This window comes from Dactylosporangium sucinum, assembly GCF_014647515.1.
Taxonomy (GTDB): domain Bacteria; phylum Actinomycetota; class Actinomycetes; order Mycobacteriales; family Micromonosporaceae; genus Dactylosporangium; species Dactylosporangium sucinum.
Genome location: NZ_BMPI01000015.1, coordinates 92693 through 106160, shown reverse-complemented (window position 1 = coordinate 106160; position 13468 = coordinate 92693). Strand labels below are relative to the sequence as shown.

Genomic DNA, 13468 nt, shown 5'->3' with positions numbered 1-13468 from the left:
CATACGACACGGAAACGTCCGTGATCACGAAGCGCATGCAGACGCGTGGCCACCTCACCCGGCGGGGCCTGGTGGCCGGGTGGCTCCGGCTACAGGCCCGGGAGCTTGCCGTTGCGGAAGAGGTCCACGAAGATCTGGTGGTCCGCCCGGGCGCGGGCGCCGTACTCGTGTGCGAACTCCACCAGCGCCGCCGTGAAGCCCGGCTCGTCGCGGTCGATGGCCGCCACGATCGCCTCCTCCGTCGAGAAGTCGACCAAATCGTGGCTCGACTCGTCGTCGGCGACCGAGTGCATGCGCGCCGTCGCGCGGCCCAGGTAGTTCGTCACGCTCGACAGGTCGGCCAGCTCGTTGACGTCGCTCCAGTCCAGGTCCGCGGCGTACGGCGAGACCTCGGCCACCACCTGGCCCACCCCGCGCAGCACCGTGTGGCCGGCCCAGACGTCCGCGTGGGCCTGCAGGGCGCGCTGCGACTCGCTGGTGCGGTGGCCCTGGTGCTTGAAGTAGCCCTTGACCTGCGGGTCGTCGATCCACCGGGAGACCGCCGGGGTCTGGCCCTGCTTCATGTAGATGATGACGTCGTTCTCCAGGGCCTGCGTGTGGCCCTCCAGCAGCACGTTGTAGCTGGGCAGGCCGGCCGAGCCGATGCCGACGCCCTTGCGCATCACGATGTCCTTGATTTTGTACTGCTCGGGCCGCGCGGCGTCCAGCGTGGGCAGCGTCGGGAGGTAGTCGGCGAACGCCGCCTCGACGTCGGCGCGCATCGCCTCGTCGACCTGGTAGACGCCGTCGGACATCATGAACCGGCGGTCGTAGTCCTCGATGACCGTCTGCTCGTCGAGCAGGCCGACGCGCGTGTTCAGGCGGGCCCGCTGCAGCACGTCGCGCAGCACGCCGTCGGTGGTGTCCAGCGTCAGCGAGCCGATCGCCTCCTCGCCGCCGGCGGCGATCGCGCGCAGCTCCTGCACGTATGTGCGCGCATAGCCCGTCACGAGGTCGCCGATGACGGCGTCCGAGAGCGCCTTCGCGTAGCCGATGAGCGCGATGCTCGCCGCGAACCGCTTGAGGTCCCAGGTGAACGGCCCGACGTAGGCCTCGTCGAAGTCGTTCACGTTGAAGACGAGGACGCCGGCCGAGTTCAGGTACGTCCCGAAGTTCTCCGCGTGCAGGTCGCCATGGATCCACACCCGCGACGTCCGCCCGTCGAGGAACGGGTCGTCCTGGGTGTGCAGGTCGGCGTAGTACACGCAGGCGCTGCCGCGGTAGAACGCGAACGGGGAGGCCGCCATCTTGCGGAACTTCCGGCGGAACGCGGCCGGGTCGAGGGCCATGAGGTCGCCGAACTCGGTGACCAGGACGTCGACGAGCTCGTCCGCCCGCTGCTGGGTGTCAACCACTGATCAACCGTAGGCATCGGGCGTCAAGTTCGGGTCGCGGTGCCCAAAACCTGACCGAATCGCGCGCGGCTATGCCGCGAACGTGCGCGGACTTGCTACCCTCGGCGGCCAGATTGGATCTCCCGAGCCTGCGAAGGACCCCCTGTGACCGGCCTGGTAATCCTCCTCGTCGTCGTGCTGCTCGCCGTCATCGCGGTGCTCGTCGTCGTGCTGCTGCGCAACCGCAAACCGGCGGCGCCGACAGCACCCGCCGGACCGCAGGACCCGTTCCGCGACACCGGCGAGGACGCGCTGCGCGGCGACCCGCGCAAACTCAAGGCGGGCGACCTGGTCGAGATCCGCGGCACGACCTACACCGTGCGCGGCAGCCTGCACTTCACGGAGCAGTCGTGGGGCTGGACCGAGCACCTGCTCGACGACTCGACCGGCGGCCGCAAGGTGTGGCTGAGCGTCGAGGAGGACCCCGACCTGGAGCTGTCGCTGTGGCACGAGGTGCCGTCGGCGACCGTGACGCCGGGTCCGGCGACGATCGACTTCGACGGGCGGCGCTACGCGAAGGACGAGTCCGGAAAAGCCAAGTTCACCTCCAGCGGTACCACGGGGCTGGCGGCCTCCGGCACCGCGAAGTACGCCGACTACGAGTCGAGCGACGGCGCGCTGCTGTCGTTCGAGTCCTGGGCCGCGCCGGGCGAGGCCGACAAGTGGGAGGTCGGCCGCGGCGAGACGCTGCTGCGCTCCGAGGTCCGCGTGTGGGCGCAGGGCGGCTGAGGTGCTCGTCACGCTCGACACGCCGTACATCGACACGACCGCGGCCGACCTGCGGTTCGCGCTCGGCCTGCCGCCGCAGCCAGCGCTGCGGACGTTGACCGTGCCGCTGCCCGGCGGCGAGGCGGTCGTGCTGCGGCTGCTCGGCGCCTCGCACCAGGTCCGGTTCCGCGACGTCGACGAGACGGTCGCCTGCCTGCCCGCGCTGCCCGCCGGGCTGCCGGCGTCGTTCGCGCGCCCGGGGTACACCTTCACCGCGAAGGTCCAGGTCCTCGCCGGCGACGCGTTCGCCGCCGCGTGCGACCAGCTGCGCCGCCGCGCCGCGGCCGAGGAGCACGCGCTGGCCGGGGCCTTCCCGGGCGCCCGCGACGCGCTGACCGTGCTCGCCGCGCGGCCGGTGCCGGGCGGCGCCGCCTGGTGGACGGCCCACGCCTACCCGCAGACCGGGGAACTGGTCACGACAGAGACGGTGGTGACCGCGGCATGAGGCGGATCTGGTACATCATGGCGGCCTGCCTCGGCGCCGTGGGCCTGCTCATCGGCGGGATCACGGTGTTCTCCGGCAGCTTCTCGCCGCGCTCGTACGTGTCGAACCACTACCAGCGGGCCGTGACCCGGGACCTCGGCACGGACGCCCGCGCGTACACCAGCACGAAGTCCCCGACGCGCGTCGCCAAGGAGATCACTGGCGCCTGGTCGCCCGCCGGGCAGTACGCCGACGCGACCGGGATCTACCTGCGGTACTCCAAGGACTCCGTCGTCCTCAAGCCGAACGGCTCCGGGACGCTCATCCTGGTCGAGCCGCTGCGGACCGCGTACACCCGCTACGCCGGGACCGTCGGCGGGAGCGGCTGGGTCGGGCGCGGCGACGGCAACAGCGGCCGCGGCGGCGGCCCCGGCACCGGAAAGTAGTCGACATGCTCGAACTCGTCACCGACCTCGCGGTCACCCTCGGCTACGCCGCGATCGGCATCGTGCTGATGGCCATCGGGGCGGCGCTGGTGGACGTCGCGACGCCCGGCTCGCTGCGCCACCTCATCTGGACCGACCGCAACGCCAACGCGGCCATCCTGCTCGCGTCCAACCTGGTCGCGGTGGGCACGATCACGGTGACGGCCATCGTGGCGAGCGACGGCGACTTCGTGAAGGGCATCGCCTCCACGGTCGGCTACGGGCTGGTCGGCCTGCTGGTCATGACCGTCGCGTTCATCGTCGTCGACATGGCCACTCCGGGGAAGCTCGGGGCGCTGCTGGTACACCCGGAGCCCCATCCGGCCGTGTGGATCACCGCCGCCGTCCACCTCGCCGTGGGCGCGATCATCGCCGCGGCCATCCTCTGATGGCTGCACCGCGCGACAACAGCAAGGTCATCAACGCCGTCTGGGTCGTCGGCGTGGTCGTCGTCGGCATCTGCGTGGCCGCGTTCTTCTCCTCGTCCGGCGACGACGACGCGGTGACCCCGCCGTCGACCGCCGACGCCGCGTCGGTCGTCGCGAGCCTCGACCGGGCCGCGAAGGCCCACGGCGTGTGCTACGGCTGGCAGCTCGACGACCTGTCCACCGAGCTCAGCTCGGGCTCCAACCTCGGCGCCGGCAAGCACGCCAACGAGGACCCGGAGAACTGCCCGAAGTACATCGTGGTCCGCGGGACGTACCACTACTACTCGGACAGCAGCGACTCCGAGGACTACGCGTACTACCTATTCATCACCAACGTCGACACCCGCCAGCGGCTCGACACCGCGGCGTTCGACCAGGTCGGCGTCGGGTCCAAGCAGCTGCTCGACGACCCGGGCCAGGCGATCCTCGGCGCGGCCGAGGCGCTGCCGCTCATCGCGCAGCAGGCCGGCGTCGTGAGCGGGGCGGTGCCGGAGCCGACGGCGACCGGCTCGGTGGCGCCGCTGCCGAGCACCGGCAGCGACTTCTGGCGCGACCGGTGGGTGCTGGTGCTCCTGTCGAGCCTGCTGCTGCTCGCCGCGCTGGCCACACTGCTGCTCGGCATCCGGTCGTCGCGGCGGATCAAGCGCGGCGAGGAGACCGACCCGTTCCGGCCGGAGCCGCTCAAGACGATCCCGGCCGCGAAGGGCGCGCCGTCGGGGAAGGCGGCCCGGCCGGGCAAGGGCAGCCCGCCGCGGAAGCGAGGGGCCGGCGCGGCGGCGGCCCAGCGGGCGAAGGCGGCGTCGGCCCAGGCCGCGGCGGCGCAGGCGGCGGCCGCCCGGACCGCATCCGAAGCCGCGGCGGCCGAACAGACGGCATCCGAAGCCGCGGCAGCGTCGGAGGCCTCCGACGCCGCCGCGCCGGCCGCGGTCGCAGCTGACACCGCGCCGACCGAGGCGGGCACCGAGGCGGCGGCCGGCGACCCGCCGAAACCGCCGGCGCCGCAGCCGTGACGCGGTTGCGTCGGACGGCGGTCCTGCTGGCGGTGTTCGTGTGCGCGGCCTGCGGCCTCGTGTACGAGCTCGCCCTCGTCGCCCTCGGCAGCTACCTCATCGGCGACACCGCCGCCCAGGCGTCGATCGTGCTCGGCGTCATGGTGTTCGCCATGGGCATCGGCGCGCTGGCCGCGAAGCCGCTGCAGAAGCACGCCCTCGTCGCCTTCGCCGCGATCGAGCTGCTGCTGGCCCTGTTCGGCGGCCTGTCGGTGCTCGCGCTCTACGCCGCGTTCGCCTGGCTCGACCTGTACGCGCCCGCGCTCGTCGCGATGGCGCTGCTGCTCGGCGCGCTCATCGGCGCCGAGATCCCGCTGCTCATGGTCCTGCTGCAGCGCATCCGGCAGCAGGACGCCGGCAGCGCGGTCGCCGACCTGTTCGCCGCCGACTACATCGGCGCCCTGCTCGGCGGCCTCGCGTTCCCGTTCCTGCTGCTGCCGGTCTTCGGCCAGCTGCGCGGCGCGCTCGTCGTCGGCGTCGTGAACGCGGTCGTCGGCCTGGCCGTCGTCTTCACCGTGTTCCGCCGCGACCTGGTGCGCCGCTCGGCGGTGTCGCTGAGCGCCGCCGCGGTCGCCGTGCTGGCCGTGCTCGGCGCGTCGTACGCGCTGTCGACGCGGTTCGAGGTGACGGCCCGCCAGGAGCTGTACGCCGACCCGGTCGTGTTCGCCACCCACAGCCGCTACCAGGAGATCGTGCTGACCCAGTCGCTCGACGGCGCCGACGTGCGGCTGTTCCTCAACGGCGACCTGCAGTTCGCCTCGCGCGACGAGTACCGCTACCACGAGGCGCTCGTGCACCCGGTGCTCGCCGGTCCGCGACGCTCCGTGCTCATCCTCGGCGGGGGTGACGGTCTCGCGCTGCGGGAGGTGCTCAAGTACCCCGACGTCGCCACGGTCACCGAGGTCGAGCTCGACCCGGCCGTCATCGACCTGGCCCGCCACGACCCCCGCCTGCACCGGCTGAACGCCGACGCGTTCGCGGACCCGCGGGTACACCTGCTGAACACGGACGCGTTCGCGTGGCTGCGGGACGAGACGCCCCAGTTCGACGCGATCATCGTGGACATGCCCGACCCGGACGAGACCGCCACCGCGAAGCTGTACTCGGTCGAGTTCTACGCGATGGTGCGCAAGGCCCTGGCCCCCGGCGGCCGGGTCGTCGTGCAGTCCGGCTCGCCGTACTTCGCCCAGCGCTCCTACTGGTGCGTCGGCGCGTCGCTCGCCGCCGCGGGCTTCGCGACCGTGCCGTACCACGTGGACGTGCCGTCCTTCGGCGACTGGGGCTTCTTCCTGGCGGCGGCGTCGGACACCGCGCCCGCGATGGGCGTGGACCCGCCCGCCCCGTTGCGCTTCCTGGACGCCGACGTGCTGCGCGCCGCCCAGGTCTTCCCGGCCGACCGGCGCCGCGTGGACGTCCCGCCGTCGACGCTCATGGACCCGCGGATCCTGCAGTACGCCCGGGAGGAGTGGAAGGGCTACTGAGCCCGTCCGCGACGTACTACGGCGCCCACCCCGAGGACCAGGCCGAGGCGGCGCGGTCGCCGGCGGCTTCGCGCCGCACGTCGAGCGCGCCGTGGCCACCCGGTCCCGGCCCTGATCAGGTCCAGTCGCTGACCTTGAGCTCGTCCGGCCAGGGCCGCCCGCGGTCCTGCTCGACGAGGTACTTGAGGCTCAGCAGGAACGTCGCCCACTTGGTGCTGCAGTGGTGCATGAACTCGACCTGCTCGCGCCAGCCCTCGTGCTTGAACAGCACGATCGTCCACTCCCCGCGCCGCTCCAGCCGCCAGTCGATCTCCGTGCCGATCCACTCCGCGGGCCCGTCGGCGACCCGCCACCGCACGTGCCCGGCCGGGTCCAGCTCCACGATCTCCATGTCGAACCCGCCGGCCTCCCCGAAGCGGAACGCCAGCCGCCCGCCGACCTCGCTCTTGCCGACCGTGTCGGTCGTCCACCACTCGGCGATGCGTTCGGGGGTGACGATCGCCTGGTAGACGTCGTCGAGCGGCGCGACGCACCCGATCCGGTGCAGGATGTCAGCCATCCTCAGACTCCTTCGCTGTGCTTGTTGTGCAACCTTCGGTTGCACAAAACCTACAGCGGCCGGGGCGGATGTGCAACCAATGGTTGCGCCACTGTCGAACTGGCCGTTCGGGGGCGGGCGGGTGGCCGGAACCTGAGCTACGCTCCCGAGCTTGTGGGGAGCCCATGCGTGCAGTGCGGAGCAACCGGTTACCCGGCCCCACTCGGCACGGACGGTCCGCTCTGCGTGACGCACGGTGGGGTTCCCTCGGTCGCGGCCGTCGCCGCGCTCGTCGAAGGGCCGCCGCCCCGGCAGCGGTCGCCCTGGTGGTGGCAGGCGTTCACCTGGCTGGTCGTCGTCGCCACCGTCGCGCACATGGCCATGCTGGTGGTGCAGATCGTCGCGCTGCGGCGGGAGAGCGAGCTGGTCGCCCGCTACCCCGATGACGCCGACGCGCTCGACGGGGCCGACGCCGACGCCGTGTTCGAGCTGGTCTACGAGCTGGGCGACGGGTTGCGCACCGGGCTCTGGGCGTACCTCATCGTCCTGATCCTCTGGATCGGCACCATCGGCCGCGTGGCCGGCCGGCTCGGCCATGACCGGCGGGTGATCCTGCGCCACTGGACGTACCTGGCCTGGCGGGTCGCGCTCGTCCCGCTGCTGGTCTTCGTGCTCATCGACACCCGCCACGACCTGCCCGACCCGGCCGACCGCGCCGCGTTCGCCGCCGCGGTGCTCGGGGCGAACAACACCTCGGTCGCGTTCGCCGCGTTCCGGATCGCGGCGCTGGGGCTGCTGCTCGCCTACGTGCTGGTCGTCTGGCACCGGCTGCGCGGGCCGGAGCGGGTCGGGCTCAGCCGTGGCGCATCCACCACTCGGTGAACTCGCGGCACTGGCCGACCGTGTCCAGCCGGATGAGCCACAGGTTGCTGTAGGTCGCGGTGGGGTACACCGTGGTGCCCTGCACGATGCTCAGGTCCGGGCCGACGATCACCGGGAACCAGGTGAACGACGCCTCGCCCGGCTGGTCGCGGCGGTCCAGCCAGCCGGCCACGATCGCGTCGCGGCCGCGCCACGGGTCGCGGAACGGTGCCGTGTAGTAGGCGGCGTCCTCGGCGAACAGGCCACCGATCTCGGCCGGGTCGTTGCTGTTCCAGGCGCGGACGTAGCCGTCCACCCACTGCGTCACCGCCTCCAGATCCGTCATGGGCTATTCCTACACGTAGGCTTGTGCGGGTGGCCAGGTACTTCGACGTGCACCCCGACAACCCGCAGCCGCGGCTGCTGCAGCAGATCGTCGCGCTCCTGCGGGACGACGGGCTGATCGCCTACCCGACGGACTCCTGTTACGCGCTCGGGTGCCAGCTCGGCAGCCGTCCCGGGCTCGACCGCATCCGGGAGATCCGCAAGCTGGACGACCGGCACCACTTCACCCTCATGTGCGCCGACTTCGCCCAGCTGGGGCAGTTCGTGCAGATCAGCAACTCGGTGTTCCGCCTGGTGAAGGCGTCGACCCCGGGCAGCTACACGTTCATCCTGCCGGCCAGCCCCGAGGTGCCGCGCCGGCTGCTGCACCCCAAGAAGCGCACGGTCGGGGTCCGGATCCCGCAGCACACGGTGACCCAGGCGCTGCTCGCCGAGCTGGGTGAGCCGCTGCTGTCGAGCACGCTGGTGCTGCCCGGTCAGGACGAGCCGATGACCCAGGGCTGGGAGATCAAGGAGCTGCTCGACCACCAGGTCGACGCGGTCGTCGACGGCGAGAGCGGCGTCGAGCCGACCACCGTCGTCGACCTGTCCGGCGACGAGCCCGAGATCCTGCGGGTCGGCGCCGGGGACCCGGCCCGGTTCGAGTAGCGACGTGCTCCACCACGTCGAGCTCTGGGTCCCCGACCTGGAGCGCGCCGTCGCGTCCTGGGGCTGGCTGCTGACCGAGCTGGGCTACGAGCCGTTCCAGGACTGGCCGGCCGGCCGCAGCTGGCGGCACGGCCCCACCTACGTCGTCGTGGAACGCTCGCCCGCGCTCTCGGCGGACGTGCACGACCGGATGCGCCCCGGCCTGAACCACCTGGCCTTCCACGTTGCCGGCCGCCCCGAGCTCGACGCGCTCGTCGAGGAGGCGCCCGCGCACGGATGGCGCCTGCTCTTCGCCGACAGGCACCCGTTCGCGGGCGGCCCGGACCACTGCGCCGGCTACCTGGAGAACGCCGACGGCTTCGAGGTGGAACTGGTCGTTACCGACCGCGTCACGCGGTGAAGCGGATCAGCACCGGCTCCTCCGTGAGGGCCAGCTCGCCGCCCGGGCGGAGCGGGGCGCTGCCGCCGTCCAGGCGGAGCAGCTCGGTGGCGCCCGTGTCGGCGGGCATCGTGGCGGTGCCGGCATGCGTCCAGCGGATGACCGCCCGGCGCCGGCCCAGGGGAGTGTCGACGGTGAACTCGCACTGCCAGGCGTTGACCGGCAGCCCGGCGGCCGGGCCGTGCCCGCAGGCCCGGATCTCGGCCGTGGCCAGCCACTTCTGCAGCTGCGCGACGGCGAGCCCGGCGGCGGTGGGCGCCCCGCCGTCGGGCTGGAGCACGATGGGGATCTTCGTGCCGCCCCAGTTGTAGAAGTACATCCGGTCGAGGTGCACGTTGCGGGCGAACAGCCCGACGAGGAAGAACCGCACGGCGTAGTTGCGCGCCTTCGGCTCGGCGAGCGGGCCTTGCAGCGGGATCGCGTACGTCGTGCCGGTGTTCCACAGCGGCGGGTTGATGCCGGCCTCGTGGAAGATCTGGTCGACGTTCCCGGTGAGCTCGAGCATCGTCTCCGGCGGGTCCTCGGCCGCGCGCTGGTGCAGCTTGACCGCGGCGACGTCGCAGTGCCGGTAGCCGCCCAGCTTGGCGAAGCGCCGCATGACCTGCTGCGCCTCGGGGCTCCAGAGGTTGCCCATGCCCGGACAGACCACGGTGGCGAGCGGGTCGGCGGCCCGGATGATGTCGCTCGCCCGCTCGGTCATGTCGACGAGCGTCTCGACGCTGCCGGAGTAGAGGCGGGCGTCATTGGCGAAGGCCCAGATCTCATAGGCTTCGATGCGCCCGCGGTACCGCTGGGTGAGCGCCCTGACGAAGCTGTCCCAGTCGTCGAGATCGTCGGGCGGCGTCGACCGGGCGTTCTCGGGGTACACGGACCGCTTCCCGTCCGGCGCCGCCCAGCTCGGGGTCCCGCCGGCCACGAACAGCACGGGCAGTCCCGCGGCCTCCGCGCCGCCGACCAGCCGGTCGAGCGTGGCCCAGTCGAACTCGCCCTTGGCGGGCTGGATCTGCGCCCACCGGGTCTCGCTGTCCCACAGCCGCAGCGCGCCGATCGGGAACCCGGGCATGTGCCCCGTGGGGGTGTTGATGGTGACCCCGAAGAACCGACTCGCCACGCGCGTGGGCGGCAACGTCCAACTGGGCCCGCTGATCCACTGCGGGTCGCCGGTGGCCTCGGCGGCCCGCCGGCCGGGCGAGCGCACGACCACGGCGGCGATCACGGCCGTGACGAGGACGACGACCACGACCCCGGCCGCCACGTACGCCCGCCACGACCACCGCCGCCACCCCCGGGGGAGGTCGCCGTCGCCCGTACCACGGGCCGCGGCGGCGGTGGGTGCCCCGTCGGCACTGCCCAAGTCGTCGGCCGCGCCCTCTCCTGCGCCGGTCGCGCTTCGCCCATCGTCCGCCGGACCGAACATATCCGAAAAATCACCATCTGGGGATAAATCCGTTGCGGAGTGGGAGGCGCTCGACGTGGGCAAGGGCGCGGTGGATTCGCCGGGCGCCCCCGCCTCCGCGAACGAGCCGGACATGTCCGATAAGTCGCCGGAAGCGTCAGCGGTCGGAGACGCGGCCGCCCGCGGCGGAGTCGGCGGCGACGACGTGCGTTCGGTGGGCACGGCCGGGTCCCGCAGGGCGGCGGTCCACAGGGCATACAGGCGGTCCAGCTCGGCCGGGGTCGCGCCGCACGCCTTCGCCAGGCGTTCCACGGTGCCGAAGTCGTGCGGGACGGCCTGGCCGGCGATGTAGCGGTGCACCGCCGACTTGCTCGCGTTGATCTTGCGGCCCAGCCACGCGTAGCTGTAGCCGCTGCGGTCCTTCAGGGCGGTCAGGAGCGCGGCGAGGCCTCCATGCGGGTGGTGCATCGCCGTCTACTCTCCCAGGGTCGCGGCGTAGCCGGACCGCATCGTACCGGCCCCCCGTGAACAGCGTCCCGTCCCACCCGCGTCTGGCCTGGTCGGGGCGGCCGGGACGTCCCAGCGTCCCGGATGCCCGCGCGGCCCTGGCCTGCGTGGCGAACGCGTTGACAGACTTCTGGCACGTGACCGGCGGCAAGTTCAACGGGGGTCTCCGGTCAGTGCGTGGCGACGTACGCGAGGAGGAAGTCGGCGGCGGGCACAGCGAACGCCGCCGACACCACCGCCATCCGGGCGATCGACGGGCGGGCGGCCAGCACGGTGTACAGCACGACCAGGGCCGGGGCCGTCGCGTCCTGCAGCGGCCAGGCGTCCCGGGTCGTCAGGACGCCGAGGTGGCAGCAGGCCAGCCACAGCAGTACCGCCAGCGTCCACGACGTCACGCCGAAGCGGTGGCAGCCGGCCGGGGTCCAGCGCACCGCGAACGTCACCTCGCCGGCCGCCCGGTCGGCCTCGACGTCGATCACCGTCGTGGGGACGTACAGCGCGGCGCCCAGCAGCAGGCCCAGCGCGACCATGACGAGGGGATAGTCGGTGACCGGACGGTACAGCGACCAGCCCGACAGCGGCCCGAGCACCCCGACGGTCAGCGCGTTGGCCGCGACGTCCCAGCCGGCGCGGCCCTTCAGCCGCCAGGGCGGGGCGCTGTACAGCCAGCCGAGCAGCAGCACCGCCGCCGTGCCGAGCAGGAGCGGCCAGCCGCCGAGCGCGGCGGCCCCGAGCGCGGCGATCGTGAACCGGCGGGCCCAGCGGGTCAGCGCTCGCTCGTCGAGGGCGCCGGTGACCAGCGCAGCGGTGGCCTTGCGCGGATTGCGGCGGTCGGTCTCCAGGTCGTACCGGTCGTTGACCGCGAGCACCGCACCCCATACGAGCGGGCCGAGCACGACCGCCAGCGCGACGGCGCCGAGCGTCACGGGCGGGAAGAGGGTGCCGGTGGCGAGCACCGCGCCGAGGTAGGCGCCGCCCCAGCCGAGCGGCCAGAACCACGGCCGCGTGAGGTGGGCGATGGTGATGAGGCTGGTCGATCTCCCTGCCGGGGCGAGAACGTCGGCAACCATGCTGCCGACGCTATGGGCCGGACGCCCTCGGCGACTCCCGCGGGCGGGCCAGCCACCTCCCCCGCGCGGGGGAGGGGCTCACAGGTCGTCGGCGCGCAGCAGCCAGCGCAGGCCGAGCGTGCCCGCCACCGGGGAGCCGGCCGGAAGGTCGCTCACCACGCAGGCGGTGCCCAGCCACGCCGCGCCGATCGAGGCCACCATCTCCCGGGCGGCCAGGGCCTGGGCGCCGGTCTCGATCCAGTCGTCGACGCAGAGCACCCGGTCGTCCGGGCGGACCAGCGCGCGGCGGAAGCTCAGCAGGGCGCCGCCCTCGTGGTACGACCGGGGCAGCCGGTGCGTCAGGAATTCCGGGCCGTGCTCGGCCACGCGGTCGTTCTTGCGCAGCTCGACCAGGCCGGCCCCGAGGTGGGCGGCGACGAGCGCGCCGAGCAGCGTGCCGCGGCTCGCCGGGCCGATGACGACGGTCGGCGCCCCGGGCACCAGCGCGGCCAGGGCGGGCGGGAGGTCGCGCAGGACGACCGGGTCGCGCCACCACTCGGTGACGTCGGCGAAGGAAACCGGGCCGTCGCCGCGCCAGTGGAAGCCGACCTTGAGCCGGTCGAGGAGCGACGCCACCCGGGTCAGAACCCGAGCACCGGGACGGGCTGCCAGCGCCAGCGCGGCGCGCAGTCCGGGTCGTTCGCCGCGAGCACGGCGCGCAGGACGCCGTCGGGGTCGCAGCTGTACAGGCCCGAGCTCCACACGTTGTTGACCTCGAGCACGGCGAACCGGCCGTCGTCGGTGCGCCCGACGTCGATGACCGCGGTCGGCGGCACCTCGTCGTCGGGCAGCTCGGCGAGCATCATCGCCACGAACGCGGCCGCCTCGTCGTGCCACGACGCCCGGTGCGTGCGCAGCGACGGGCTCCACTCCTCGCCCTCGACCAGGTACGGCGACCAGCCGACCGGCTGCCGGCCCAGGGTGAAGACGCGGTACTCCGACGCCAGGTCCAGCCAGTGATCCATGATGATGAGCGTGCTGTCGGCCGGCAGCCGCGCCGTGCGCAGCCGGTTGCGCAGGTCGTCGGCGTTGCGCACCCAGGCCGCGGAGAACGCCGGGTGCTTCTCGTCGGCCAGCTTCGCCACCGCCGGCCGCGACCCGACGAGGTCGGGCGCCTCGCCCACGCTGACCAGGCGGACGTCCCGGCCGGTCACGTCGCGCGGCAGGTTGGCGAACCACTGCGGGCTCGCGCCGTGCAGCCGGATGTCGGCGCCCGCCGCGATGAGCGTCGTCAGGTATCCACCGGCGGCCCGCCACGCGACGCCGTCGGCCGAGCGTAAGCCGGTCACCTCGGCCGGGTCGCCGGGCAGCTGCGCCACCGGCAGGCCGATCCGCTCGGCGGCGTGCGCCAGCGCCGCGCTCGCCTCGGGAGAGCGAACGCGCATGGCCAACGTCCGGAACTGACGCACCCTCACATCCTGCCAGCGACCCCCGTCAGTGTCGTTCCCGGCCGCCCGAGACGGCACATCCCCCACGCATTGGGTTGACGGACAGCTTACGCGGTGACACGTAGGGGGACATTGATGCCGACTTTCCGCGTAAAACCGCATGAATCGG

At 72.9% G+C, this 13468-nt stretch carries 16 protein-coding genes; 9 read left to right on the top strand and 7 right to left on the bottom strand.

Annotation, left to right across the window (positions count from 1 at the left end):
* Positions 1 to 89: 89 nt before the first annotated feature.
* On the bottom strand, positions 90 to 1328 hold the full coding sequence (locus IEZ31_RS17625) for a DUF2252 domain-containing protein (RefSeq protein WP_190251040.1): 1239 nt from the start codon (positions 1326 to 1328) through the stop codon (positions 90 to 92).
* 210 nt (positions 1329 to 1538) lie between these two features.
* Here IEZ31_RS17625 and IEZ31_RS17620 point away from each other — a divergent pair, with 210 nt between their 5' ends.
* Genes IEZ31_RS17620 through IEZ31_RS17595 form a run of 6 tightly spaced genes read left to right on the top strand, consistent with a single transcriptional unit; the run spans position 1539 to position 6068 of the window.
* Positions 1539 to 2162: a DUF4178 domain-containing protein gene (locus IEZ31_RS17620; RefSeq protein WP_190250955.1), complete on the top strand. Its 624-nt coding sequence runs from the start codon at positions 1539 to 1541 to the stop codon at positions 2160 to 2162.
* A gap of 1 nt (position 2163) precedes the next feature.
* On the top strand, positions 2164 to 2646 hold the full coding sequence (locus IEZ31_RS17615) for a DUF2617 family protein (RefSeq protein WP_190250954.1): 483 nt from the start codon (positions 2164 to 2166) through the stop codon (positions 2644 to 2646).
* A complete protein-coding gene (locus IEZ31_RS17610) occupies positions 2643 to 3071 on the top strand; it encodes a DUF4247 domain-containing protein (RefSeq protein WP_190250953.1) in 429 nt (142 codons plus the stop codon). The genes IEZ31_RS17615 and IEZ31_RS17610 overlap by 4 nt, the downstream gene beginning before the upstream one ends.
* A 5-nt stretch (positions 3072 to 3076) precedes the next feature.
* Positions 3077 to 3499 (top strand): DUF350 domain-containing protein, encoded by a 423-nt coding sequence (locus tag IEZ31_RS17605; RefSeq protein WP_190250952.1) that lies wholly within the window; start codon positions 3077 to 3079, stop codon positions 3497 to 3499.
* Positions 3499 to 4548 carry a glycoside hydrolase family 25 domain-containing protein gene (locus tag IEZ31_RS17600; protein ID WP_190250951.1) on the top strand — a complete coding sequence of 350 codons (1050 nt, stop codon included), beginning with the start codon at positions 3499 to 3501 and terminating at the stop codon, positions 4546 to 4548. Before IEZ31_RS17605 ends, IEZ31_RS17600 begins: the two co-directional genes overlap by 1 nt.
* Entirely contained in the window at positions 4545 to 6068 is a 1524-nt protein-coding gene (locus IEZ31_RS17595; RefSeq protein ID WP_190250950.1) for a polyamine aminopropyltransferase, read from the top strand. Before IEZ31_RS17600 ends, IEZ31_RS17595 begins: the two co-directional genes overlap by 4 nt.
* A gap of 115 nt (positions 6069 to 6183) precedes the next feature.
* Here the strand turns inward: IEZ31_RS17595 and IEZ31_RS17590 are convergent, their stop codons facing one another.
* A complete protein-coding gene (locus IEZ31_RS17590; RefSeq protein ID WP_190250949.1) occupies positions 6184 to 6627 on the bottom strand; it encodes an SRPBCC family protein in 444 nt (147 codons plus the stop codon).
* 225 nt (positions 6628 to 6852) lie between these two features.
* Here IEZ31_RS17590 and IEZ31_RS17585 point away from each other — a divergent pair, with 225 nt between their 5' ends.
* A complete protein-coding gene (locus IEZ31_RS17585; RefSeq protein WP_190250948.1) occupies positions 6853 to 7488 on the top strand; it encodes a hypothetical protein in 636 nt (211 codons plus the stop codon).
* On the opposite strand, the gene IEZ31_RS17580 is transcribed toward IEZ31_RS17585, so the two are convergent.
* The gene (locus tag IEZ31_RS17580) at positions 7460 to 7813 is read right to left on the bottom strand and encodes a YybH family protein (protein WP_190250947.1); all 354 of its coding nucleotides are present in this window, start codon (positions 7811 to 7813) and stop codon (positions 7460 to 7462) included. The genes IEZ31_RS17585 and IEZ31_RS17580 overlap by 29 nt on opposite strands.
* A gap of 29 nt (positions 7814 to 7842) precedes the next feature.
* On the opposite strand from IEZ31_RS17580, the gene IEZ31_RS17575 reads away from it, so the two are divergent.
* Both IEZ31_RS17575 and IEZ31_RS17570 read left to right on the top strand, forming a co-directional pair.
* Positions 7843 to 8460: an L-threonylcarbamoyladenylate synthase gene (locus tag IEZ31_RS17575; protein WP_190250946.1), complete on the top strand. Its 618-nt coding sequence runs from the start codon at positions 7843 to 7845 to the stop codon at positions 8458 to 8460.
* A 4-nt stretch (positions 8461 to 8464) separates the two neighbouring features.
* A complete protein-coding gene (locus IEZ31_RS17570) occupies positions 8465 to 8860 on the top strand; it encodes a VOC family protein (RefSeq protein ID WP_190250945.1) in 396 nt (131 codons plus the stop codon).
* On the opposite strand, the gene IEZ31_RS17565 is transcribed toward IEZ31_RS17570, so the two are convergent.
* The 4 genes from IEZ31_RS17565 to IEZ31_RS17550 form a co-directional block, all read right to left on the bottom strand.
* Positions 8850 to 10763 (bottom strand): helix-turn-helix domain-containing protein, encoded by a 1914-nt coding sequence (locus IEZ31_RS17565; RefSeq protein WP_190250944.1) that lies wholly within the window; start codon positions 10761 to 10763, stop codon positions 8850 to 8852. The genes IEZ31_RS17570 and IEZ31_RS17565 overlap by 11 nt on opposite strands.
* Before the next feature lie 209 nt (positions 10764 to 10972).
* Positions 10973 to 11872 (bottom strand): UbiA family prenyltransferase, encoded by a 900-nt coding sequence (locus IEZ31_RS17560; RefSeq protein ID WP_190250943.1) that lies wholly within the window; start codon positions 11870 to 11872, stop codon positions 10973 to 10975.
* A gap of 78 nt (positions 11873 to 11950) precedes the next feature.
* Positions 11951 to 12487: a phosphoribosyltransferase family protein gene (locus IEZ31_RS17555; RefSeq protein ID WP_190250942.1), complete on the bottom strand. Its 537-nt coding sequence runs from the start codon at positions 12485 to 12487 to the stop codon at positions 11951 to 11953.
* 5 nt (positions 12488 to 12492) lie between these two features.
* A complete protein-coding gene (locus IEZ31_RS17550) occupies positions 12493 to 13296 on the bottom strand; it encodes an ATP-grasp domain-containing protein (protein WP_190250941.1) in 804 nt (267 codons plus the stop codon).
* Positions 13297 to 13468: the final 172 nt, after the last annotated feature.

Bases quoted from the DNA above. Each gene is read 5' to 3' on its own strand.
- IEZ31_RS17625 (WP_190251040.1), bottom strand. From the start codon at position 1,328: ATGGCCCTCGACCCGGCCGCGTTCCGCCGGAAGTTCCGCAAGATGGCG.
- IEZ31_RS17610 (WP_190250953.1), top strand. From the start codon at position 2,643: ATGAGGCGGATCTGGTACATCATGGCGGCCTGCCTCGGCGCCGTGGGC.
- IEZ31_RS17605 (WP_190250952.1), top strand. From the start codon at position 3,077: ATGCTCGAACTCGTCACCGACCTCGCGGTCACCCTCGGCTACGCCGCG.
- IEZ31_RS17600 (WP_190250951.1), top strand. From the start codon at position 3,499: ATGGCTGCACCGCGCGACAACAGCAAGGTCATCAACGCCGTCTGGGTC.
- IEZ31_RS17590 (WP_190250949.1), bottom strand. From the start codon at position 6,627: ATGGCTGACATCCTGCACCGGATCGGGTGCGTCGCGCCGCTCGACGAC.
- IEZ31_RS17580 (WP_190250947.1), bottom strand. From the start codon at position 7,813: ATGACGGATCTGGAGGCGGTGACGCAGTGGGTGGACGGCTACGTCCGC.
- IEZ31_RS17565 (WP_190250944.1), bottom strand. From the start codon at position 10,763: ATGCACCACCCGCATGGAGGCCTCGCCGCGCTCCTGACCGCCCTGAAG.
- IEZ31_RS17560 (WP_190250943.1), bottom strand. From the start codon at position 11,872: ATGGTTGCCGACGTTCTCGCCCCGGCAGGGAGATCGACCAGCCTCATC.
- IEZ31_RS17550 (WP_190250941.1), bottom strand. From the start codon at position 13,296: ATGCGCGTTCGCTCTCCCGAGGCGAGCGCGGCGCTGGCGCACGCCGCC.